The following is a 21850-nucleotide window of genomic DNA, read 5'->3' on the forward strand; positions in this document are numbered from 1 at the left end:
GGCCCGACCTATTAGTCTAAATTAATCCAATAATCCCAATGATTTAACCATATCTCTTTCTTGACGCAACTCATTCAAAGTTTCTTCAAACTTACCACGGCTATAATCATTAAATTCCAAACCTTCAATAACATTCACTACACCATGCTCAAGACCAATATTACGTACTAATCCATGCTCTCGACGGCAAGGGAAGGAGAAAATTAATCCTTCATCAACGCCATATTCTCCTTTCGAGCAAAGGGAAACAGAAAACGATTCGCCAGGTACTGTATCTTTCACTAAATGATTTACGCCTACTACAACACCATTGGCGGCGGAGGCAGCAGAAGAAGATCCGCGGGCTTTAATCACAGCTGCACCACGTTGTTGAATCATAGGAACAAAGGTATTTCTTAACCAGTCTTCATCATCTATAACTTTAGCTGCTGAAATACCATTGATTTTAGTATTATAAAAATCAGGGAATTGCGTAGAAGAATGATTTCCCCAAACAGTCATTTGGGTAACGCAGGTAACATCTACTCCCGCTTTTTTTGCTAATTGCGTGCGTGCGCGTAATTCATCTAGTGTAGTCATCGCATAGAATCGATCATCTGGAACATCTTTAGCATGGTGCTTGGCAATTAAACAATTGGTATTGCAAGGGTTACCCACTACAAATACACGCACATCATCACTAGCGAAATCATTAATAGCTCGTCCTTGATTAATGAAAATACCACCATTAATTTGTAAGAGATCAGAGCGTTCCATGCCTTGTTTGCGAGGCACAGACCCCACTAATAAAGCCCAATTTACCCCATCCATTCCCGTTTTCAGGTCAGAAGTACAAACTACGCGTTTCAACAGTGGAAAAGCACAATCGTCTAATTCCATGGCAACGCCTTCCAAAACAGGCATTGTTTGCTCTAGTTCAATTAAATGCAATTCCACATCGGTCTCAGGTCCAAACATTTGTCCTGAAGCAATTCGGAATAACAAGGCATAGCCAATTTGACCTGCCGCCCCGGTTACTGCAACGCGTACTCTATTGTTCATATTTTATCCTCAACTTTTGTAACTTATGGTATATTACCTTTATCTAACAAACCAGTCTTGTTTTTACATTCATGATTCCCTTGTCACTTTATATTCATATTCCCTGGTGTATTCAAAAATGTCCTTATTGTGACTTTAACTCGCATAAAAGCCCTTCGCAATTACCGGAGATGGAATATGTGGCTGCATTAGTTGCTGATTTAAGACATGATTTGGAACACTTTACGCTCAATAAGCCCACCATTAATACCATTTTTATAGGCGGAGGTACACCGAGCTTATTATCTGGCGAAGCATACCATCAGTTATTTTTAGAGTTAAATAAAATAGTAACTATCCCTGCAGGCACGGAGATTACGTTAGAAGCCAATCCGGGAACCGTAGAGCAAAAACGTTTCCAGAATTATCGCGAATTAGGAATTAATCGCCTTTCTTTGGGAATTCAAAGTTTTCATGCCAAGCATTTAAAAGCCTTGGGTCGCATTCATGATGATACCCAAGCGCATAAAGCAATTGAGAGCGCCAGAAAAGCAGGATTTACAAATATTAATTTAGATATAATGCACAGTCTTCCCCATCAAACCCAAGCCGAGGGGATAGCCGATTTAAGAACTGCCATTCGTCATCAACCAGAGCATATTTCCTGGTATCAACTCACCCTAGAGCCCAATACAGTTTTCTATAAGACAGCGCCACCCCTTCCAGAAGAAGAACTGACCTTTCACTTGGAAGAAGAAGGTTTCTCTTTATTAAAAGAGCATGATTACACACGTTATGAAATTTCTGCTTTTTGCAAACCGCAAAAGCATGCTTCGCATAATCTTAACTATTGGCAATTTGGTGATTATTTAGGAATCGGGGCAGGAGCTCATGGAAAAATTACAAAGGACAGGAAAGTGTATCGCACGCAAAAACATCGTATACCAAGAGATTACCTTTCTAAAGACAAGCCTTTTTTAACTCACTGCGAAAAAATAGATAAAGAAAATTTGCTATTTGAGTTCATGCTCAATACTACTCGTTTAGAAAACCCTATCGCTAATGAATTATTTACAGCAACCACGGGAGGGGACTTCAGCGAGCTGTTTAGCAAATTAAACCAGGCGAAAGTGAAAGGTTTAATTGATTGCCGGGAAACGCACTGGCAAGTAACTAAACTTGGAAGAAAATTCACTAACGACCTCCAGGCATTATTTTTGCCCGACTAGGAAAATTTTCCCAATTTACTTTATACTCAATTACTTCAAAATGCGGAAGTATCTTGGGTATATTTTCAGATAATAAAAAAAATTGGAGAAAAGAATGGTCTGGGTAGCACTTATTGTTTGCGTATTGGTAGGTTATCTCGTAGGCTCCGTATGCTCCGCCGTTATTGTAAGTAAAATCTTTGCCCTCCCAGATCCCCGTTTAGAGGGTTCACAAAATCCTGGAGCCACTAACGTATTGCGTTTAGCAGGGAAAAAATATGCCGTTATTGTTCTTTTAGCAGATTTATTAAAAGGTTTGCTACCTGTCCTACTGGCTAAATTAATTGGAGCAAACGAGTTTATTCAAGCCTGCACATGCTTTGCCGCCGTATTTGGCCATATGTATCCTGTCTTTTTTGATTTTAAGGGAGGGAAAGGCGTTGCGACTACTTTAGGCGGATTATTGGCACTTAATTTTATATTAGGTGTTATGGTCATTGCTACCTGGCTTATTATTGCTAATTTTACCCGTTACTCTTCTTTTGCTTCCATTGTATCGGTAATTTTCATGCCTTTTTATTCTATTTATATTTTTAAAGGACTTTATGTCTTCAGCCCCCTCTTTTTCATTACGGTTTTTGTTCTATTTAAACACCGAAATAACATCACCCGCCTGATAGATGGTACAGAATCTAAAATTGTTTTTCGTCGGCATGGTTCTTTAAAAAATCCAGAACCCATTGAAATTGCGGAGGAAGTTACTCATCTCGATGAGCCTGCGATAGTAACCCCAAAAAAAACACGCGCCAAAAGAGCACCTAGACGCGTCAAGAAAAGCACTTAAGATAAAGGCCAACGGGCCTTTACTTGAATGCTTAAGTTCTGATCTTTTTTGTTTTGCAATAAATGTAAGCAACCTGCATAAGCAACCATTGCCCCATTATCTGTACAGAATTCAATGCGGGGAAAAAATACGTGACCGCCTAAATGTTTCATTTCTTTTTCCAGTGAGGCTCGCAATGCACGATTTGCGCCGACTCCACCGGCCACTATTAGCGTATTAATTCCTTCTTGTTCAATAGCGCGTTTACACTTTATAAGCAGTGTGGCAATCACGGCATCCTGGAACGCCTTGGCTATAGCTACCTGCGCGTCCTTATTTTTAAGACTATTATTCCATGCATTCAGTGCATGTGTTTTTAAGCCGCTGAAACTAAAATCCAAACCCGGTCTATCTGTCATAGGTCTTGGGAATGCAGGAATAACGACAGGGTTCGTTGCAGTGTACTCATCTGCCATTGCTGCCAGTTTGGGACCACCGGGATACTCAAACCCCATTACTTTTGCCGTTTTATCGAAAGCCTCCCCTACCGCATCATCTAAAGTATCTCCTAGTAAGGAATAATTGCCTAAAGAGTGTGCGGCTAACAATTGCGTATGGCCACCGGAAACCAGCAAGACTAAAAAAGGGAAGCGAATTTCAGGAAAATTAATTTGTGCGGCCAGCAAATGTGCTTCTAAATGATGCGTAGCTATTGCCGGGATATTTAAAGCATACGCTAAAGCTTTCGCAAAACTTGCACCCGTTAATAGAGCACCGATTAACCCAGGCCCTGCGGTATAAGCAATGGCATCGATATCACTTTTTGTAATACCTGCCTGATTAAGCACTTCATCAACCAGAGGAATTAAATACTTAACATGATCCCTGGAGGCCAACTCCGGTACAACCCCCCCAAACTGTTTATGTAAAGCGATCTGTGAATAAAGTGCGTTAGCAAGTAACCCCTGCTCCGAATCATATACCGCGACGCCTGTTTCATCACAAGAAGTCTCTATTCCCAATACGCGCACAAGTACCCCGCTAAAAAATAAAGGATCAATTATACTGTAACTCGCTTCTATTACTGAAGAGCTAATAGAATTGTAGCCTGATTGTTTGTAACCAGGTTTTATAACCAACCAAGCCTAAAATAAACCTGGTTGGCAAGCAACCAAGCTACCCAATTTTCACTCACACAGTCCACTATGAGGGTGATTTTTTATTCGCTCAATAAACTAACGAATAAACTTGACGATTGTTTCTTCCAGCACTACAATTGCCCACCTATTGTTATAAATATATTAAGAGGAACTATTGCATGCCTACCGTTCGCGTGAAAGAAGGCGAAAATCCAGAATACGCATTACGTCGCTTTAAGCGTTCTTGTGAAAAAGCAGGTATTTTAACTGAATTACGCCGTCGTGAGTTTTATGAAAAACCCACTGCTGAACGTAAACGTAAACAAGCTGCTGCTGTTAAGCGTCATCTTAAGAAATTATCTCGTGATACTTCTGCTAAAAGACCTGTGAAACACCGTCGTAAATAATTATGACTATCAAAGAACGTATCAACAACGATTTAAAAGATGCAATGCGTGCCAAAGACAAGAAAAAATTGGAAGCATTGCGTCTTATTACTGCTGCAATCAAGCAAATTGAAGTTGATGAACGTATTGAAGTCGATGATACGCGCATGTTAGTCATTTTAGACAAAATGGCTAAACAACGTAATGAATCTCTTACCCAATTTAAAGCCGCTGGGCGTGATGATTTAGTCGCTCAAGAACAATTCGAGCTCGACATAATTAAAGCATACCTCCCTGAGCCGCTATCTGAAGAAGAAATAAACCAATTAATTGAAGAGGCCATTCTCTCTTCTGCCGCCAAACAAATGAGTGATATGGGTAAAGTAATGGCAGAATTGAAGCCCAAATTACAAGGGCGTGCAGATATGGCAAAAGTAAGTGCATTAATCAAAGCAAAATTAAGTCAGCTTTCCATTTCTTAAACCAATGAGCGGCCTCCTATGACCGGTTTGATCCCGCAGCCGTTTATCGATGATCTATTAAGCCGCACAGATATTGTTGAACTAATCGACAGCTACGTTCCATTGAAAAAAAGAGGAAATAGCCATCTTGCTTGCTGCCCTTTTCATAATGAGAAAACTCCCTCTTTTAACGTAGTCGCTAAAAAACAGTTTTATCATTGCTTTGGGTGTGGGGCGAGCGGTAACGCGATTAGCTTTGCCATGAACTATCTGCATTTAAGTTTTGTGGACGCCATTGAAAATTTGGCAGAGCGTTTAGGGTTACAAGTACCGCGTTCGGGTCATAAGGATACTGTTAAAAAAAATATTACTTATTATCAACTGCTTGAGCGCGTTTCCCTACTTTATCAAAAAACTTTAAAACATGCCGGAGCGGAAGCCATTACTTATCTTAAAAATAGGCAAGTGAGTGGAGAAATCGCCCGCACCTACCATCTGGGCTATGCCCCACCTGGATGGCAATTTTTAGAAAATGAATTAAAAACATACAAGCAAGAATTAATTGCCACAGGAATGCTCGTCCCTAAAGAAAACGGCTCCGCGTATGATCGTTACCGTAACCGCGTAATGTATCCCATCCATGATCGTCATGGGCGTATTATTGGTTTTGGGGGGCGTAGCATACATCCCAATGATAAACCAAAATATTTAAATTCTCCCGAAACTATAATTTTTCAAAAAAATCGCGAATTATATGGCCTTTATCAAGCGATCCAACAGGAAAATCCCATTGACTTTATTTTGGTGGTAGAAGGCTATATGGATGTCATAGCTCTTGCGCAATTTGGAATTACTAATTGCGTAGCCACCTTAGGTACCGCTACTAGCACTTACCATATTCAATTATTAAGTAAACATACTAAAAAACTAATTTTTTGCTTCGACGGGGATAAAGCAGGAAGAAGTGCCGCTTGGCGAGCATTAGAAAGCTCTCTTCCGTATTTAAATTCAGGGATAGAAATTAATTTTATCTTTTTACCAGAAGGCCAGGATCCGGATAGCATGATAAGAGAAGAAGGCAAAGAAAAATTTTTGGCCCGTTTAAACACTGCTCTGCCTTTACACCAATATTTATTGAGTACCTTAATGCAGGGATTTGATATAACTACAATTTCTGGCAAAACTCAATTGATTAATACAGCTAAACCTTTTTTGCAGAAAATACCAGAGGGTTCTTACAAACAATTATTGTTAGATGAATTAACACGTTATACGCGGATGGATCATCATCGATTAAATCAATTGTTGAGCGATAAAAAATTAGATAAACTAAGCGATTCGGGTGTAAATATAACGCGCTCTCCTATACGCGTTGCTATAGCACTTCTTTTGCAACATCCCGAGATTGTTAGTGATAGTAAAAATAAGCTGTACCCAGATTTCCTTAAGCAGAATAACCACCCGATTTTACATCAGTTACTGCAACAAATAAGCGAAAATCCTGGCATTAATACAGCTAAACTTGTTGAGTCTTGGCGTGACTCACCATTGTTTGAGGCAATAACAAAGCTCGCTTTTTGGGATCACCAAGTCCCTGAGGACGCCCTTGTAAAAGAGTTTATCGATACGCTCTTTTTTTTAGAAAAACAACAGCGGGATGAGCAGATACAACAACTATTGACCAAGGCAAGACTGCAAGGGTTAAACGATACCGAGCGTATTGAATTGCAAGATATGTTAAAAAAACGCCACAGCAATACAGAAGTAAAATAGCAACAAATTTATACAATTTGTTAATAAAAAAGGGTAAAAACTGGCAAGTTTCACTAACCCAGTTTATAATCAAATCATTTTGCAAGATATACGCCGTGATAATGCCTATGACCATGAATGACCAAGAACAGCAACGCTCGCAGATCACTAAGGTGATTAGCTTAGGTAAAGATCAAAATTATTTAACCTATGCCCAAATTAACGACCTCTTACCTAATATCGTCGATACCGAACACTTTGACGTGATTATTAGCATGCTGGAAGGCATGAATATCAAAGTTTTCGAGCAGCCGCCTAGCGAAGACGAGCTGGCTTTATTAGGGACTACCGAAGAAGCACCTGAAGACGTTGAAGAAGCAGCTGCCGTCTTGGCCTCTGTAGACAAAGAAACAGGTAGAACAACCGATCCTGTACGTATGTATATGCGGGAAATGGGTACTGTGGAATTATTAACCCGTGAAGGCGAAATCCGCATTGCGAAGCGTATTGAAGAAGGTATTTATCAAGTTCTTAAAGCTTTAGCCCATTACCCTGAAACCGTGCAAATCGTTTTAGAAGATTACGACCGCGTCTTAGCAGAAGAAACCCGTTTAAGTGAAATTATCAGTGGTTTTGCAGATGGTGAAGATGAGGCCCCTGCTTCTAATATTGGCTCCATGCTGGAAGAAGACGAAGAGGCAATCGCTACTAGCGCTGAAGACTTATTGGAAGACGATAGTGAAGACGGCGAAGGCGGCATCACTGAAGTCGATGAGGGTCCTAATCCAGAGCAAGCGAAAGTTTATTTTGACGAACTACGAGTAAACTTTGAAAGTGCAATGTCTGCATTAAAAGCGCACGGACGTACTTCTAAAAAAACGGTAGAGCTTTTAGATACTATGTCGGACTCTTTCTTAAAGTTAAAATTAACTTCAAGAGAAGTCGATAAATTGACCCGGCATTTTCGTCAACTAAGAAACCACATACGGGAATTTGAACGCAATATTATGCGTCTTTGCATTGAGAAAGCACGCATTCCCAGAAAATTATTCATTGATACTTTCCCAGGTCAAGAAACAGATACAGATTGGCTTGACACTTTAATTGCCAAACAAGGGAAAAAATTAGATTTAACCCGTATTAACGAATATGCAGAAGAAATTAAACGTTTGCAAAAACGATTAGTTGCTTTTGAAGAAGAGTTTGGGCTTTCTATTTCTGAGATTAAAGACATTAACCGCAAAATGTCGATTGGCGAAGCCAAAGCACGTCGTGCTAAAAAAGAGATGGTAGAAGCGAATCTTCGCTTAGTAATTTCTATTGCCAAAAAATATACCAACCGTGGTTTACAGTTCCTGGATCTTATTCAGGAAGGAAACATTGGTCTCATGAAAGCGGTTGATAAATTTGAATACCGTCGTGGTTATAAGTTTTCAACATATGCCACCTGGTGGATTCGCCAAGCAATTACCCGCTCCATTGCTGACCAAGCCAGAACCATTCGTATTCCTGTACACATGATTGAGACAATCAATAAGCTCAATCGTATTTCCCGACAAATTCTGCAAGAAACAGGCCGCGAAGCGACCCCTGAAGAATTAGCAGAAAAAATGGAACTCAGCGAAGACAAGATTCGCAAAGTCTTAAAAATTGCCAAAGAGCCCATCTCTATGGAAACTCCCGTAGGCGACGATGACGACTCTCATTTAGGTGATTTCATAGAAGACAGCAACATAGAATCACCAATTGACCGGGCTACAGCGGAAGGATTAAGGGAAGCTACCCTTGAAATTCTAGAAACGCTAACGCCAAGAGAAGCCAAAGTCCTTCGCATGCGCTTCGGTATCGAAATGAACACCGACCACACGTTAGAGGAAGTAGGCAAGCAATTCGACGTAACCCGCGAACGCATTCGCCAAATCGAAGCAAAAGCTCTAAGAAAGCTACGCCACCCCTCGCGCTCGGAAAAATTAAGAAGCTTCTTGGAAGGCGACGATTAAAATTTCCGCATAATGTAGGCTGGGCCGCAAGGCCCAACAATTCTATTAAACTTGCTAGTTCTTCGCTTTAATGCTGACTCCGAAAAGGTATTCCCCAAGGTTGGACAATGCCAAGAGCTCCGTAAAAAAACAACAAAAAATAAGCTATACGACAAAAATAACCAAAAACCTCTAGCAATCAACCCCATAACCCATTAAAATGACACCCCTGGCGGGCCCATAGCTCAGTTGGTTAGAGCAGCGGACTCATAATCCGTTGGTCCTAGGTTCAAGTCCTAGTGGGCCCACCAATAAAATCAAGTAGTTACGAGTAGTTCTAAAAATTTGAAGACCTCTGAGGGACACTCATGGGGCACTTAGAAATAACAAATAGCAACAACTCACAACTATTCAATATTATTTTTGCTCATCGTCCAAACCATATTGATGTCTTCTCAGCGCTTCATCCTCTGATGTACGTTGTTTTTCTGCCTCAATTTGCCTCTTAAGTGATGCTAGGTAATTTTTAGCGAAAAGAATCACATCACGATTTTGTTCCTCTAACCACATTTCGATTTCTTTCATTCTTTCTTCATAGATGTATATAAAACCTTCTGCACCCTCAACAACTCCCGTTGATTGCAAAGCAATGGCTACAGCATTAAGTAAATCCTCGTTGTTATTCGCAACCTTGATCAACTCTTTGCATATTGGATATATGGATTTATTACCATCATAACCACGTAATATATCGGCAATAAAAAAGAGCGTAAGATCATCACCCGAATTCACAAGCTGAATCAGCGATTTTTCAAAAACAGGTTGTTCTTCAAGTTTTGGAAAAATTAAATTTAACAGCCTCGCAGCATTATAAGTAAACAATCTATCGTCAAATTTCTTATAAGATAGAATCAATTCAATTATCTGCTCTGGAACCTTAGACAGAGGCTCAGAAAGCGAGCTAAATTGAAATGGAAGAGCCTCAAATCTATCGTCAGACTTTTCCTGAGGGAGAATGATGCGATCACAGAAAAATTGCACTATCCTTCGAGGTACCTGTTCAGCAATGGGTAATAAGATCTCTTCAGCTTCATGACCAATTTTTTTTAGCCAAAGTAGATTTGTTAAAACAATATCATAGTTACCTGCATCCATTTTATCGAATACACTGACATACTCTTTACTGAACCACAGATCAAATATCCAATTTGGGTAGCGTAGTTCTGTGCATTTCTCAATGGTAGGTATCATAACCTTACTAATGAGTTTATTATCACTGTTTTTATGTTGTGCAGCTGAAGTAGCAATTATTTGACTTAAAAGATGAGTATTTTCTGATAGCTTAGCTTTATCAAATAATTTTTTTAAAGTCGATAGTTTAAAGTTGGTGGTAAATTGCAAGAACCTTGCAATAGCAAGAAAAAAAACACCATCTCTAATCCAAGAGGAAATAAGACTAGAAAGCACATTCTTTTTAGGGCTTTGCTCAACTCCTCGTAGAATTGGAACAATAAACCATTCAAGCTCTTCGGGAAACTCTGATAGCAGTTGTATCGCGATTTCAGACGATTCTTTTCCCAAACACTCTAAGAACTTCCCAAAATAAGGAAAGGTCGCCATATCATTTGAGCGAATAGCAGCATATTGAAAAATTCGGCCTTTCCAGACTACATAATTTTGGTCATCAATATCTCGAACAAGCTCAATAATCTTTTCTTCCCTTATTTTTCTTTCCTGTTCAAAATGCTCTTTTTTCCGTTCTCCTTCCCAGTCATGAAAAATACTTTCAAACCCAATGAGTACACGAAAAATTTGAAATTCTTCATTATCATCCAGTTTCTTTTTGACTACTAATGCGGTTTTTTTTATATCGGGACTCAAGCTCCCTAAATGATAATAAAGCCAGTAGGCATTATGCTCTATAGTCTGTAGTACTTGGAGGTCTTCTGATTCAACAATACAATCACTCATAAATTGAAGAACAAACGTTGTATTATCTATTATCATTTGTTCTATTTGTTTGGTTCGCTGGGAGGCACTAGAAAACCTTGTAGCTGTTAGCATCACATCCAATAATTTTTTTTTGGTCTCAGGATGAGCTAGTTCAAAGTAAATTTCTTTTAAAAGTATTAAAGCACTCTGCCGTAATCTGATTAGTCCTTCTTCTGGAGGTACAGATGCTGTTTTAAGTGTGACAGTATCGTATCCCCACGAAGCTCCTTCAATTGAAGGAGATAGAATTTTTTGAATACACGAAAAAATAGTATTTAAATATATTTTCGTTTCCTCTTTAGAAAAAGATTGAATTTTTTCAACAGTTTTTACTTGTGGCCACCATCCTAAACCATGAAACTCTTTTCCATCACCAGAAAAGACTTCTAAATTATATTGAGCAATAGCTTCAAGCCCTCTAGTTGCTTGTTTCCTAACCTCTTCATCTTCATGAATAGTATATTCAAAAAGAATATTTAGAATTTTTTCAATGTCATGATAACGCACAGTTTCTAAGGCATTAAATATTTGAATGATTAATTTTTCCTTAGTGTATATGCTTTTTAAATAATCTAATGAAATATTAGGGATTTCTGTATAATTTAACTCAATGGAATTTAAGCGAGGAAGTAATTCAAGATATATTGATACAACCTCTTTAGGAAAGAGCCGGGCTATAATCTTTAGGATTGCAATTTGTTCTGATATAACATCGAACTCAATGCTCGACTTTAACTCTCCATCAGCTTTTTTAAGCTCGCTTTCAATTGCAATAAGAGCACGCGGGTCTTTATTTGCCTTAGTAATAAGAAAACTAATAATTTTCTTTTTTTGTTTAAGATCCATGATTACGCTTGCTCCAACATTCCAATGATTTCATCCATTACTCTTTCACTAGCAGCATGACAAACTTCTTTATCTCCGACGATGTAATGCGTTCCGAGATCTTTAATATAGGGATTGGGTTCTCCTGAAAGCATTACTGCACATGCCTCTACTCGTTTAAGGTTGTACCCCTTCGAACTTACCATCTGAAAGAGTACGTCATGTGTTGGAGTATCAAATGCTACTAAATAACCCAATAGCCGCAAATAAATTTCACTATCTTGTTTATAAATTGCTTTTGCAAGAAGTCTATCAAGCGGGTTATTTTCAACGTTATCATTATCCGCCTGCACATTTAATTCTAATTCTTGAGTAACTAGTTCTATTTCTGGTTGAGATATCCCAGCTTCTTCTTTATGCAATATATCAAGCAGTTCCTCAAGCGTTATAGGATGATAGCCCAAGCTTTGAAGAGCCTTTGACATAGTATTATCATTTGACAAAGCATATCGAAATTCATACCCTTCATGTTCTGGTGTCTCTAAAACGTTCTTAGCCGCCTCATATATCCATGCATCAGGAATATCTTGACGATTTTTTCTATCCTTGAAGGGTGGTCTCCCGTGAAAATAAGCATCCCAAGTCAAGTCAATGTGTTTTTCTAATGGTGGGTAATCTTTTATATTGTTCTTTTCTAGAAACTCTTGGACAACGTTTTTACTTCTTTCGGAAAGATAAGCAATATCATCAAACTCCTCAAATATAATTGAATTCAGTAATAATTGAGAGAAATAATTTGTACCTCGATGTGAAGATATTTTGTGTCTTAATGTATTTAGGTTATTTACTAAATCCATTATTTTTATTGTCCGCCATTCTTCTAGACATAAACTAGATGTACATAAAATAACGCCCCCATTCTTAGCGTAATTAAATAGAGTGTTATACCCTTCATCTGTAGGTTTGTATCTTTTTAAAAAACCAGTTTCTAAAAATATTATGCAGTTTCCTAACAATGGCATATGTCCCTCAAACTTTCTCAAAAAGTACTAAATTAGTAATAACTGAATAACACTATTATAGAAACTCATTTCTTCGATACATTTATCGTTTTATAGGTGAAATACCGCTAGTCCTATAGAATAATGCATTAAATTTTAAATCACGATTATTGAGTTTTTAAAATTACTGCCCCACTAGTGCCCCATGACTTCTTGTATATGAATATATATTCTTATTTTTCATTATCTTATCACAATTACACATAGGATTAGTTATCCTATGTTGCCATTTATTACTTATGACTTAACTTAATTTTTTTAAATATGTTTAAGCAGGAGTAGGAATAAAAATTTTGAAAAATTCAATTGTATAGCCCCGATAGCATCTAGGTTTATTTGTTATTTATTGAGTCTTGATATTCCAAAAAAACTCAATTCGAGTTTAATTGCCTCATATTGATACTTGTTTGGACTTGAGTTATGGTGTTGGCATTAATTCACAGGAATGGATTTATGGCCACCATAGAACAGAGAATGACTAAGGAAGGTAAATGTACTTATAGAGTCAAAGTTAGACTTAAAGGATTTCCCACCCAACAAGCGACATTTGATAGAAAAACTGATGCCCGCCGATGGGCTCAACAAACCGAAACAGCTATTCGTGAAGGACGGCACTTTAAAACTACAGAAGCCAAGCGGAGAACCCTTAGTGAAGTGGTAGAGCGATATATAAAAGAAGTTATTCCGTCTAAACCCAAAAATAGTAAAAACACTGTTCTTCATCTTAGATGGTGGCAAGAAGAATTAGGACTATATAGTCTTGCAGACATATCTCCTGCTCTTATAGCGGAGAAAAGAGACAAGCTATCATCTGGTATTACTACACGTAATAAATTACGCTCCCCTTCTACCGTAGTTCGCTACATGGCAGCCCTATCTCATGCATTTACTATGGCGGTAAAAGAGTGGGGATGGATTGATGACTCCCCGATGCGTCGGGTTACAAAGCCCAAAGAAGCTCGCGGCCGTGTTCGCTTTCTATCTGATGATGAACGCAATCGTTTATTAAATGAATGTAAAAAGAGTGAAAGCCAATATCTTTACATTACAGTCGTACTTGCTCTTTCGACTGGCGCTAGAAAAATGGAACTGATGGGACTGCGTTGGAAAGATATTGATTTCGATCGACAGGTTATAATCTTACACGAAACAAAAAATGGTGAAAGGCGTATATTGCCATTAACTGGGCATGCTTTAGAGTTAATTAAAAAACTATCAAAAGTACGTATCCTTAATTGTGACTTTGTATTTCCAAATCATCAATTAACTAAGCCAATTGATTTACGCACCCCTTTTGAAAACGCAGTAAAACGTGCTGGAATTAATGATTTCCGATGGCATGATTTACGTCATAGTTGCGCATCTTATTTAGCAATGAATAATGCAAGTCTAGCAGAAATTGCTGAAATCTTAGGACATAAAACCCTCCAAATGGTAAAACGCTATGCCCATCTATCTGATGCCCATACCAGTAAAGTAGTAGCTAATATGAATGACAAAATTTTTAACAATACTATATAAGGATATTATTATGCTCATCGCAGAAGTACTGAAGTCAGCAAACAAAATGGAAAAATTCGCTAACTCAGCAATAGATTCCAGACTATCAATATGTAATATTAAAAATCGCTGCAAAAAAAATTTTGAATTAACAAATGCAATAGCTAACAAAGCCATATTGTTGCAAAAATTTGAGCAACAGCTGTATAAAAGAGACCAAGTAATAAGTTGTTTTGAAAAAATAACCCCATTAACTTCCTTTGAGTTCCCTATTAAACAACAGTCAAAACCAGAAAAATCTAATCAATTAAATATAGTGTTTCTTAATTTGATTAAAACCGAACCTCTCACTAATAAAGATACAATTAATAAAAAACCTCAAATTAAAGATAACAATCCTGAGGAGCGGGGAGTTGCTAAGAAAAAAATTAACATGCTAAAAGTCATTGATGATTTAATAAAAAGGGCAGGCGATATAGACGTTAAAATTAACAAAAATGAAATGCCAGGTACAAAATTAGAAATGATTCAAATTTTAAAGCATTTAGCTCCTGAGCATTTTAAACAATCACCCGCTAGACTAGAAAAGTATTTCGACATGTTGAATATAAAGTTTAAACCCGGAGTTCATAAGAATACATGCCTAGAAATAAAACAAATACGCACCATGATCGGATTACCAACAAATTAATTTATTAAATTTTTTTAACCCCATTTCCTCAAGACCCAGTTAGTTCAAGAATTTAAATTGGGTTATTTTTTATTTTATTTTTGACCCAGTTAACCCAATTTTTTAACAAAACAGAGTATGTCATCGTATTAACTAATGGCAATTAAGCCAGATCATCCTGAACTATAAGGAACCAATACAATGACAAAAGAACAATATTTTTCACGAGAACACCCCCGCTACATCCCTGTCCCTAATTGGGATATCCATTATGAGTGGCCGTCAAAGTCAGCTCTGCGTAACTTAATATTCCATAAAAAAACAAACGGATTTGATAAGGTCGTTGTGAAAGTTGGAAAACGGGTGCTGATTAACGAGGCAGCATTTTTTGAATGGGTAGCAAACCAAGGAAAAGGAGTGTAATCATGACTAAAAAGAACAGCCCAGTAAAACTGGGCAATCCTCCTAAAAATCATCATAAATATAATAATTCAAAATCTAATCAACAAGCAAGAATGCTTAAGGCTTTTAAAGAACATCCAAAAAGATCTACATTTGCCTTCCATAACATGGGTATCGTAAGCCCAGCTTCTCGTATAAAGGATTTAAGAGCAGAGCACAATATCACCACAGAATGGATCAACGAACCAGATAAAAATGGCATTATTCATAAAATTGCACTGTATGTTTATCTTGGCGCCATTAGTCAGGGAGACAATTAATATGTCTCGCATTAGAACAATTAAACCTGAATTCTGGACAAGTGAGCAAATTTTATCTTGCTCACTTAATGCTAGATTACTTTTTATCGGTATGTGGAATTTTTGTGATGATAATGGCATACATACTGCATCCTATGTGCGTCTCAAAGCAGAAGTTTTTCCAGCAGATGATTTCTCTCCTGCAGAAATAGAAAAACTCATCAATGAACTTATTCAAAATAATTTATTATGCGAATACGAGAGAGATAATACAATATATTGGATGGTCACGGGCTGGAAAAAACATCAACGAATTGATAAACCGACATCACGCTACCCTCTTCCTGAATCTGAACTTAATAAATTCTCCGATGATTCTTCGAATACTATAAGAGGACTACCCGAATTATTAGATAGTCCTCCGCAACTCCTCCATGAGCCTTCGACTACGGAATGGAATGGAAGAGAAAGGAGTAAAAAGGATATAAATATGTGTGGGGTTGAAACCTCACACATTGCTGCTTCTCAAGTAAGCTCGTCTATTTTTGTGAAAGAAATTTTTCAACATTGGCAAGATACGATGGATCGCCCAAAAGCAAGACTGGATAAGAAGCGTCAAAATATAATCAAGTCAGCTTTAAAATTAGGTTATACCCCTGCTGAGCTTAAACAAGCAATTGATGGCTGTGCTAAAACTCCTTACAACATGGGAAAAAATGATCGTAATCAAACCTATAACGATATTAGCTTAATTTTGCGTGACGCAGATCATATTGAGCGTTTTATTAATAATGCCAATGAATATAGCACGTGCTCTGGGATTCAACGCACAGATGACCTAATGGCGGGGGTAATTTGACATGGCAATGGCTAAAGAAATTTCACAGCAACTTGCACAACGGGCAGAGGAAATTGCTAGCTATTTACTGCCGAACGGTAAAAAGTCTGGGGCTGAATGGCTTGTTGGTAGCATTCATGGGGAATCTGGAGAATCACTCAGAGTACGCCTTAAAGGGGAAAAAACTGGTATTTGGTCAGATTTTGCAGAAGGTAGTAAGGGTGATTTACTTGATCTATGGGCATTGACGCGTAATTTAACGCTATCTAACGCGATTAAAGAAGTATCTCGTTATCTAGGTATACCATCCCCACAAAAGTTTGAAGGTCATAAGAATTCTGGCTTTGCTAAACCTAAATTAAATAATATTGGTGAATTAACTTTATCATCCTCTGTTATGAGCTATTTGGTTAACGAAAGAAAACTTACAGCTGAAACCCTTCGAACTTATAAAATTGGCGAACGGAATGGAGATGTTATTTTTCCTTATTGGCGTAGTGGAGAACTTATATTAGTAAAATATCTTAAATTACTCAGAGTGAACAATAAAAAGAAAATTTCTGTTGAACCAGATTGTGAGCCTTGTTTATTTGGTTGGAACCAGATACCAACGAATGCTCGCAAGGTAATTATTTGTGAAGGGGAAATTGATGCAATGTCCCTATATCAATATGGCTTACCGGCTCTCTCGGTGCCATTTGGAGGAGGCGGTGGTGATAAACAACGTTGGATTGAATATGAATTTGATAGGCTAGCTATTTTTGATCAGATATATCTCTGTTTAGATAATGATGATGAAGGCCACAAAGCTACGGTTGAATTGATTAATAGATTGGGGCGTCATCGTTGCCACATTGTTACATTACCGTATAAAGATGCAAATGAATGTTTGCAATCGAATATTTCTAGAGAAGTTATTCATCAGTGTTTTGATGAAGCGAAAACTCTTGATCCAGAAGAGCTAAAATCCGCTCGTGAGTTTGTTCATCAAGTAATTGACGAGTTTTACCCATCCCCTGGGGTTCATATTGGATATGATGCTCCTTGGGAAAAAACAAATGGTAAAATTCTGTTCCGTCCTGATGAACTTTCCGTTTGGACAGGAATTAATGGGCATGGGAAAAGCCAATTTTTAGGCCAAGTTATCCTTCATATGATGAAACAAGGAGCTCGTGTTTGCATTGCCAGTTTAGAAATGAAACCCAAACGTCTATTAATGCGCCTAACCCGACAAGCCAGTGCTCTAGCTGAACCCTCCATTGAATATATACATGCTATTCATGAATGGTTTGGAGACAAACTCTGGCTATTTGATCTAGTTGGTACAGCAAAATCGAAGCGATTATTAGAGGTTTTTCAATATGCTCGCCAACGCTATGGCATAGATGTTTTTGTTATTGATTCACTGATGAAATTAGATATTGTTGAGGACGATTATAAATTACAGAAAGCTATTATTGAGCAGCTCTGTGATTTTAAAAATCAACATAATTGTCAAATTCATCTAGTTGTACATCCGAGGAAAACAGAGGACGAATCAAAAGCTCCGGGAAAACTAGATATTAAAGGAACAGGGGCGATCACTGATTTGGCTGATAACTGTTTTAGTATTTGGAGGAATAAGAAAAAAGAGGAGTTAATTCAGAAACACTTAACAGGTTCAAAATTAGATTATGATGAACAAAACATTGTTAAGGCTTCAGATTGTAAATGGCTTTGCAATAAGCAACGTAATGGCGATTGGGAAGGAACGATTGGTTTTTGGTTCGACCCGGCTTCACTACAATACTTATCTCACCCCGATTGCAAGCCCAGTAGAATTGTTGAATATTCAAAAATAATCACAAATTCTATTAAAGTACTATAATTTTTGATAATCGATTAGAAAGGAAAATAATGAGCTTCGTGTTGACTATATTTTCAGCAGTTATTATATTCATTTTAAGTCAATTTATTTTACGACTTATCTTAGAACCAGTAATTGAATTAAAGAAAAACATCGGACTTATCAGCTATACGCTTCTTTATTTTCACAGTAAGTTAACAAATGCTGCAGCTGATAATAAAATTTCAAATGAAATTAAAATATGCTCCTCAAAGCTCCTTGCTGCATATAGCTCAATTCCTTTTTATAGCTATCTTCACAAGATACTTTATCTGCCTCCTTATAAAGATTTATTAGAAGCATCTCGAAATCTTAATTTAATTCATGCGTATATGTTAGAGGGGCATAAAGAATATATGAAATCTTGTAATCTTAAAAAACCCATACATTTCCCTATTGAGATATCTAAAGCTATGGATAAAATAGGTGAGTTATTAAGCATTACAACCACATACCAAGAAAAAGCAAGCGCGTAATTAAGTAGAATTAATGGATAACGCCTAATTTCTTTATGCTCTATATATCATGCTATAATTGGTGGTATCTATGGGGAGAATAAATGAACACCGTATTTCAAGTTGCTGATTATTTTTTAAATAAAGCATCTAAAGAAGAAGATGACAGCGAAATTATATCTAACCTCAAACTGCAAAAGTTGGTTTATTATGCTCAGGGGTTTCATTTAGCAATGTTTGATGAACCCTTATTTGAAGAACCCATAGAGGCATGGACCCATGGCCCTGTTTGCCCTGCTCTCTATCATGCTAAAAAGCAGCATAAAAATGGTGCTGTAGATCCTAATCCTGACTTTGACGCGTCTGTTTTTAGCGAAGAACAGCTAGACTTACTTAATGAAATTTACGAAGTATATGGTCAATTTTCCGCATGGAAATTACGAAATTTAACTCATGAAGAAGCTCCGTGGCGAGACAATATCGACACTGATAGCAATAATATTATTTCTCATGAAGATTTAAAGAATCATTTCAACTCACAACTCAATTAATATGGCAAAAAATAGAAAGATTAAGTCTCCTTCTATACAGCAAGGAAAAAAAATCTCTGTGAAGAGTGAAGGTTCTTCATTTAATAAATTAAAGCCAATTTTTTCCTTGGAGCATATACAAAAAAATTACTGTATATCGAATTGCACGAAAGACCAAAAAGCAGCATTTGCAGATGCATTAAGAAAACGTAGTCAAATGACTTGGAATGAAATAACTCAGGCTCATCGTCATGGCTTGGGCCAAGAAAAAATTGCACAAACAGCTATTAAAGCACCTCTTCCCAAAGATATAACTCCAGACACAAATTTAATTGCATTGAGATTTGATGGAAAAGCAGCAATGGTTGGTCGAAAAGAAGGTCGGCTTTTTATTATATACTGGCTTGATCACGATTTTAGCTTATATGATCATTAGTCTGTATCAGAGTAATAATATTGGAATAACAGATTTAGTTTCCAGTGGCTTAATATTCAATCTGTACTAACTGAACCGCTGTGGGCCGGGTTTTGTAACTCATGTAATGGAGGAATAAGATCCCCTACACTTACGTTTAATGCAAATGCGATTTGAATTAAATTTTGAATAGAAATATTTTGCTCGCCTCGCTCAACTCTTCCCATATAAGTACGCCCCATAGCGGAAGCGTCAGCGATGCTCTCTTGCGAGAAGCCTTTAGCTTTTCTTAATTCTCTGATTCTGTCCCCTATTTTTATGAGGTTTTGATGTTTTTCTTTCATTTAATGAGTTAAAACGATCACACCCTATAAGTTCCACACCCAATAAGTGGCATTAATCTGTGTTACCCGATATAATTCCAGTCCCAGCGAGTTATGGGTTATATGGAATCAAGAAGAACAAAAAGGAGAGTTGAATAAAATAACATTAAGCGGAGTTGTATCATGAGAACTTCAAACGAAATTCTTCTATCTAAGGCTGAAATCTATATTTTGCTCAGCATAATGACCAACCAATCTGAATCTGGCAGAGGTGTACTAAAAAGCACCATTTCAGACAACATAAGATCTATAGGTGATAATGACTTTCTAAATTTTATAGATTTTAAACTCAACCTAAATATAGAGCATTTGATAGTAAAACAATTAATTGAGCGTTCGCATGATTCTATTGATCCTGCTTATGCAATTACATCTGCAGGAACAAATTGGCTATTTATAAATGAACACAGTCTTGATGAGTTACTTTCTTTGGATGGAAAAGCTAATGGCCCACATATAAATTTAATTGAAAATTGATGTTAGGGAAACATTCAATTCTTACGTCTTCGATTACTTTCCCTAATTGCTTGTCGACCAGCCTCAGTTTTAGGCCCTGTTGACAAGCCGCCATGCAGTTTACAACGTCCATTTACTGCTGTATCGCTAAAGTGATCCCAAACAGGTGGAGCCTGACATAAGGTGTTTTTTCTAGTCTTAGCATCGCATGTTCCCCTTTCAGATTTTCGAAGCTTTGGAGAATTAGCAAATAATGAAATACGAACATTAAAGTTCTTATCGAAATACACTGTAGCCATATTTTACGTCTCCCTATTTCTACAAATCCAGACCCCATGATGCGCGCGTGTGTAGTGTCACCCTTCATTTATTTGATCATAAAAAACCTAGTAATGACAGCAGTTATCAGAGGACAGTAGTGAGAATTCGTCTCATTACACGAGCGTATCTACTATATTTTATAAAAGAGATAGGGATAAAATTTATATAAAAGGGATGAATTATGCGAGGTTTACCTCTGAGACAAAGGGTAGGTATATCTTTCGGAATTTTATGGCTATTAGTTTCTATACTCGTTTCCCTATTTTTCGCAAATGTTGAAAGTGTAATGACAGGGGTCATTATATTTTTAATATTGGGCGTTTTTCCAGTGATTATAATAAGTTGCCTCTGGTGGATATCAGAAGGAGTGAACTGGACAAAGAACAAATTAATTATAACCCTCAGTGTAATTATAACTGTAACTTTAATAGTTTTTTGCTATGCCTACATGTCGACTGATTCTTCAAAAGCTCTCTTAAATTCGAGATGGGGGATGTCTGAACAGGAAGTGAAGAATGCTAATGGTGAAGGTAACTCCCAGTGGGGAAAAGGCCTTATACCGATGGATATGGATGGTGATAGAGGAGTAATACAACCAGCTCCAAGTTCAACTCATAATGCCGAGAAAGTTGTGGTGGTATCGCAAAATTCATTGTTTTTACCAGAATATAGCAAAAGTTTTATTGTAGGTTATTACTTTTTAGATAATAGCCTATATGGATATGACCTATCCTATTCTACAGATAGTAAAGAAGAAATTAATGCGATTTTGGAAAAGCTTAGAGATAAATATGGTAAGGGTATGGTACTTAAAAAAGCTCCTGAAGATGAGAATGAGATTGTAGCTATTGGCTGGGTACAAAAAAAAGAGCATATTTTTTTCTCTGTAAGAAGTAGAGTAGACGACGGTATACTTAAGTACTTTGTTAATATTGAAATTACTTATCTCCCTATCTATAACAAAATTTATAACCTTTGAGAGCCAATGCACTAAAATTGATCAACTATTGTGTAAATATAAGTCCTTTAAGCTATTTGCGTACTTTTTAT

General features: G+C 37.2%; 22 protein-coding genes, 1 tRNA gene and 1 pseudogene. 18 read left to right on the plus strand and 6 right to left on the minus strand.

Annotated elements, in window-relative coordinates; all coding sequences use genetic code 11:
* Positions 1-21 precede the first annotated feature (21 nt).
* Positions 22-1041 carry a malate dehydrogenase gene (locus EL206_RS02145; protein ID WP_058461136.1) on the minus strand — a complete coding sequence of 340 codons (1020 nt, stop codon included), beginning with the start codon at positions 1039-1041 and terminating at the stop codon, positions 22-24.
* A gap of 71 nt (positions 1042-1112) precedes the next feature.
* Here EL206_RS02145 and hemW point away from each other — a divergent pair, with 71 nt between their 5' ends.
* Both hemW and plsY read left to right on the plus strand, forming a co-directional pair.
* Positions 1113-2249 carry a radical SAM family heme chaperone HemW gene (hemW, locus tag EL206_RS02150; protein ID WP_058461135.1) on the plus strand — a complete coding sequence of 379 codons (1137 nt, stop codon included), beginning with the start codon at positions 1113-1115 and terminating at the stop codon, positions 2247-2249.
* Positions 2250-2343: 94 nt separating this feature from the next.
* Positions 2344-2928, plus strand: a pseudogene (gene plsY, locus EL206_RS02155) (glycerol-3-phosphate 1-O-acyltransferase PlsY); the annotation flags it as partial.
* A 140-nt stretch (positions 2929-3068) separates the two neighbouring features.
* On the opposite strand, the gene tsaD reads toward plsY, so the two are convergent.
* Complete coding sequence (tsaD, locus tag EL206_RS02160; RefSeq protein WP_058462320.1) at positions 3069-4082, minus strand: tRNA (adenosine(37)-N6)-threonylcarbamoyltransferase complex transferase subunit TsaD; 1014 nt, start codon at positions 4080-4082, stop codon at positions 3069-3071.
* 287 nt (positions 4083-4369) lie between these two features.
* On the opposite strand from tsaD, the gene rpsU reads away from it, so the two are divergent.
* From rpsU to EL206_RS02185, 5 genes are all read left to right on the plus strand, one after another.
* Complete coding sequence (gene rpsU / locus EL206_RS02165) at positions 4370-4597, plus strand: 30S ribosomal protein S21 (RefSeq protein ID WP_058461134.1); 228 nt, start codon at positions 4370-4372, stop codon at positions 4595-4597.
* 2 nt (positions 4598-4599) lie between these two features.
* Positions 4600-5058: a GatB/YqeY domain-containing protein gene (locus EL206_RS02170; RefSeq protein ID WP_058461133.1), complete on the plus strand. Its 459-nt coding sequence runs from the start codon at positions 4600-4602 to the stop codon at positions 5056-5058.
* An 18-nt stretch (positions 5059-5076) separates the two neighbouring features.
* Positions 5077-6810: a DNA primase gene (gene dnaG, locus EL206_RS02175; RefSeq protein WP_058461132.1), complete on the plus strand. Its 1734-nt coding sequence runs from the start codon at positions 5077-5079 to the stop codon at positions 6808-6810.
* A gap of 107 nt (positions 6811-6917) precedes the next feature.
* On the plus strand, positions 6918-8789 hold the full coding sequence (gene rpoD, locus EL206_RS02180) for an RNA polymerase sigma factor RpoD (protein WP_058462319.1): 1872 nt from the start codon (positions 6918-6920) through the stop codon (positions 8787-8789).
* A 213-nt stretch (positions 8790-9002) separates the two neighbouring features.
* Positions 9003-9079: transfer RNA gene (locus EL206_RS02185), tRNA-Ile, on the plus strand.
* Positions 9080-9185: 106 nt separating this feature from the next.
* Here the strand turns inward: EL206_RS02185 and EL206_RS02190 are convergent.
* Both EL206_RS02190 and EL206_RS02195 read right to left on the minus strand, forming a co-directional pair.
* On the minus strand, positions 9186-11606 hold the full coding sequence (locus tag EL206_RS02190; RefSeq protein WP_058461131.1) for a hypothetical protein: 2421 nt from the start codon (positions 11604-11606) through the stop codon (positions 9186-9188).
* Between the two features lie 2 nt (positions 11607-11608).
* Positions 11609-12607 carry a PIN domain-containing protein gene (locus tag EL206_RS02195; RefSeq protein ID WP_058461130.1) on the minus strand — a complete coding sequence of 333 codons (999 nt, stop codon included), beginning with the start codon at positions 12605-12607 and terminating at the stop codon, positions 11609-11611.
* Between the two features lie 492 nt (positions 12608-13099).
* On the opposite strand from EL206_RS02195, the gene EL206_RS02200 reads away from it, so the two are divergent.
* The 9 genes from EL206_RS02200 to EL206_RS02240 all read left to right on the plus strand — a co-directional run bounded on the left by EL206_RS02200 (position 13100) and on the right by EL206_RS02240 (position 19661).
* On the plus strand, positions 13100-14167 hold the full coding sequence (locus EL206_RS02200) for a tyrosine-type recombinase/integrase (RefSeq protein ID WP_058461129.1): 1068 nt from the start codon (positions 13100-13102) through the stop codon (positions 14165-14167).
* A 10-nt stretch (positions 14168-14177) separates the two neighbouring features.
* Positions 14178-14837, plus strand: a complete 660-nt coding sequence (locus EL206_RS02205) for a hypothetical protein (RefSeq protein ID WP_131739668.1) — start codon at positions 14178-14180, stop codon at positions 14835-14837.
* A 180-nt stretch (positions 14838-15017) separates the two neighbouring features.
* Positions 15018-15239, plus strand: coding sequence for a hypothetical protein (locus EL206_RS02210; RefSeq protein WP_058461127.1), 222 nt, complete (start codon positions 15018-15020; stop codon positions 15237-15239).
* A gap of 2 nt (positions 15240-15241) precedes the next feature.
* Complete coding sequence (locus EL206_RS02215; protein WP_058461126.1) at positions 15242-15538, plus strand: helix-turn-helix domain-containing protein; 297 nt, start codon at positions 15242-15244, stop codon at positions 15536-15538.
* A 1-nt stretch (position 15539) separates the two neighbouring features.
* Positions 15540-16376, plus strand: coding sequence for a hypothetical protein (locus EL206_RS02220; RefSeq protein ID WP_058461125.1), 837 nt, complete (start codon positions 15540-15542; stop codon positions 16374-16376).
* Position 16377: 1 nt separating this feature from the next.
* A complete protein-coding gene (locus EL206_RS02225; protein WP_058461124.1) occupies positions 16378-18222 on the plus strand; it encodes a toprim domain-containing protein in 1845 nt (614 codons plus the stop codon).
* Between the two features lie 29 nt (positions 18223-18251).
* Complete coding sequence (locus EL206_RS02230) at positions 18252-18716, plus strand: hypothetical protein (RefSeq protein WP_058461123.1); 465 nt, start codon at positions 18252-18254, stop codon at positions 18714-18716.
* An 83-nt stretch (positions 18717-18799) separates the two neighbouring features.
* A complete protein-coding gene (locus EL206_RS02235; protein WP_058461122.1) occupies positions 18800-19246 on the plus strand; it encodes a Panacea domain-containing protein in 447 nt (148 codons plus the stop codon).
* A 1-nt stretch (position 19247) separates the two neighbouring features.
* Positions 19248-19661 (plus strand): hypothetical protein, encoded by a 414-nt coding sequence (locus EL206_RS02240; protein ID WP_065310913.1) that lies wholly within the window; start codon positions 19248-19250, stop codon positions 19659-19661.
* A 56-nt stretch (positions 19662-19717) separates the two neighbouring features.
* On the opposite strand, the gene EL206_RS02245 is transcribed toward EL206_RS02240, so the two are convergent.
* The gene (locus EL206_RS02245) at positions 19718-19984 is read right to left on the minus strand and encodes a helix-turn-helix domain-containing protein (RefSeq protein WP_058461121.1); all 267 of its coding nucleotides are present in this window, start codon (positions 19982-19984) and stop codon (positions 19718-19720) included.
* Between the two features lie 162 nt (positions 19985-20146).
* Between EL206_RS02245 and EL206_RS02250 the strand changes: the two genes are divergently transcribed.
* Positions 20147-20500: a hypothetical protein gene (locus EL206_RS02250; RefSeq protein WP_058461120.1), complete on the plus strand. Its 354-nt coding sequence runs from the start codon at positions 20147-20149 to the stop codon at positions 20498-20500.
* Positions 20501-20514: 14 nt separating this feature from the next.
* Here EL206_RS02250 and EL206_RS10150 read toward each other — a convergent pair whose 3' ends face one another.
* Positions 20515-20778 (minus strand): HGGxSTG domain-containing protein, encoded by a 264-nt coding sequence (locus EL206_RS10150; protein ID WP_058461119.1) that lies wholly within the window; start codon positions 20776-20778, stop codon positions 20515-20517.
* A gap of 203 nt (positions 20779-20981) precedes the next feature.
* Here EL206_RS10150 and EL206_RS02260 point away from each other — a divergent pair, with 203 nt between their 5' ends.
* Positions 20982-21779 carry a hypothetical protein gene (locus tag EL206_RS02260; RefSeq protein ID WP_058461118.1) on the plus strand — a complete coding sequence of 266 codons (798 nt, stop codon included), beginning with the start codon at positions 20982-20984 and terminating at the stop codon, positions 21777-21779.
* Positions 21780-21850 lie beyond the last annotated feature (71 nt).

It is taken from the genome of Legionella adelaidensis, assembly GCF_900637865.1.
GTDB lineage: Bacteria > Pseudomonadota > Gammaproteobacteria > Legionellales > Legionellaceae > Legionella_A > Legionella_A adelaidensis.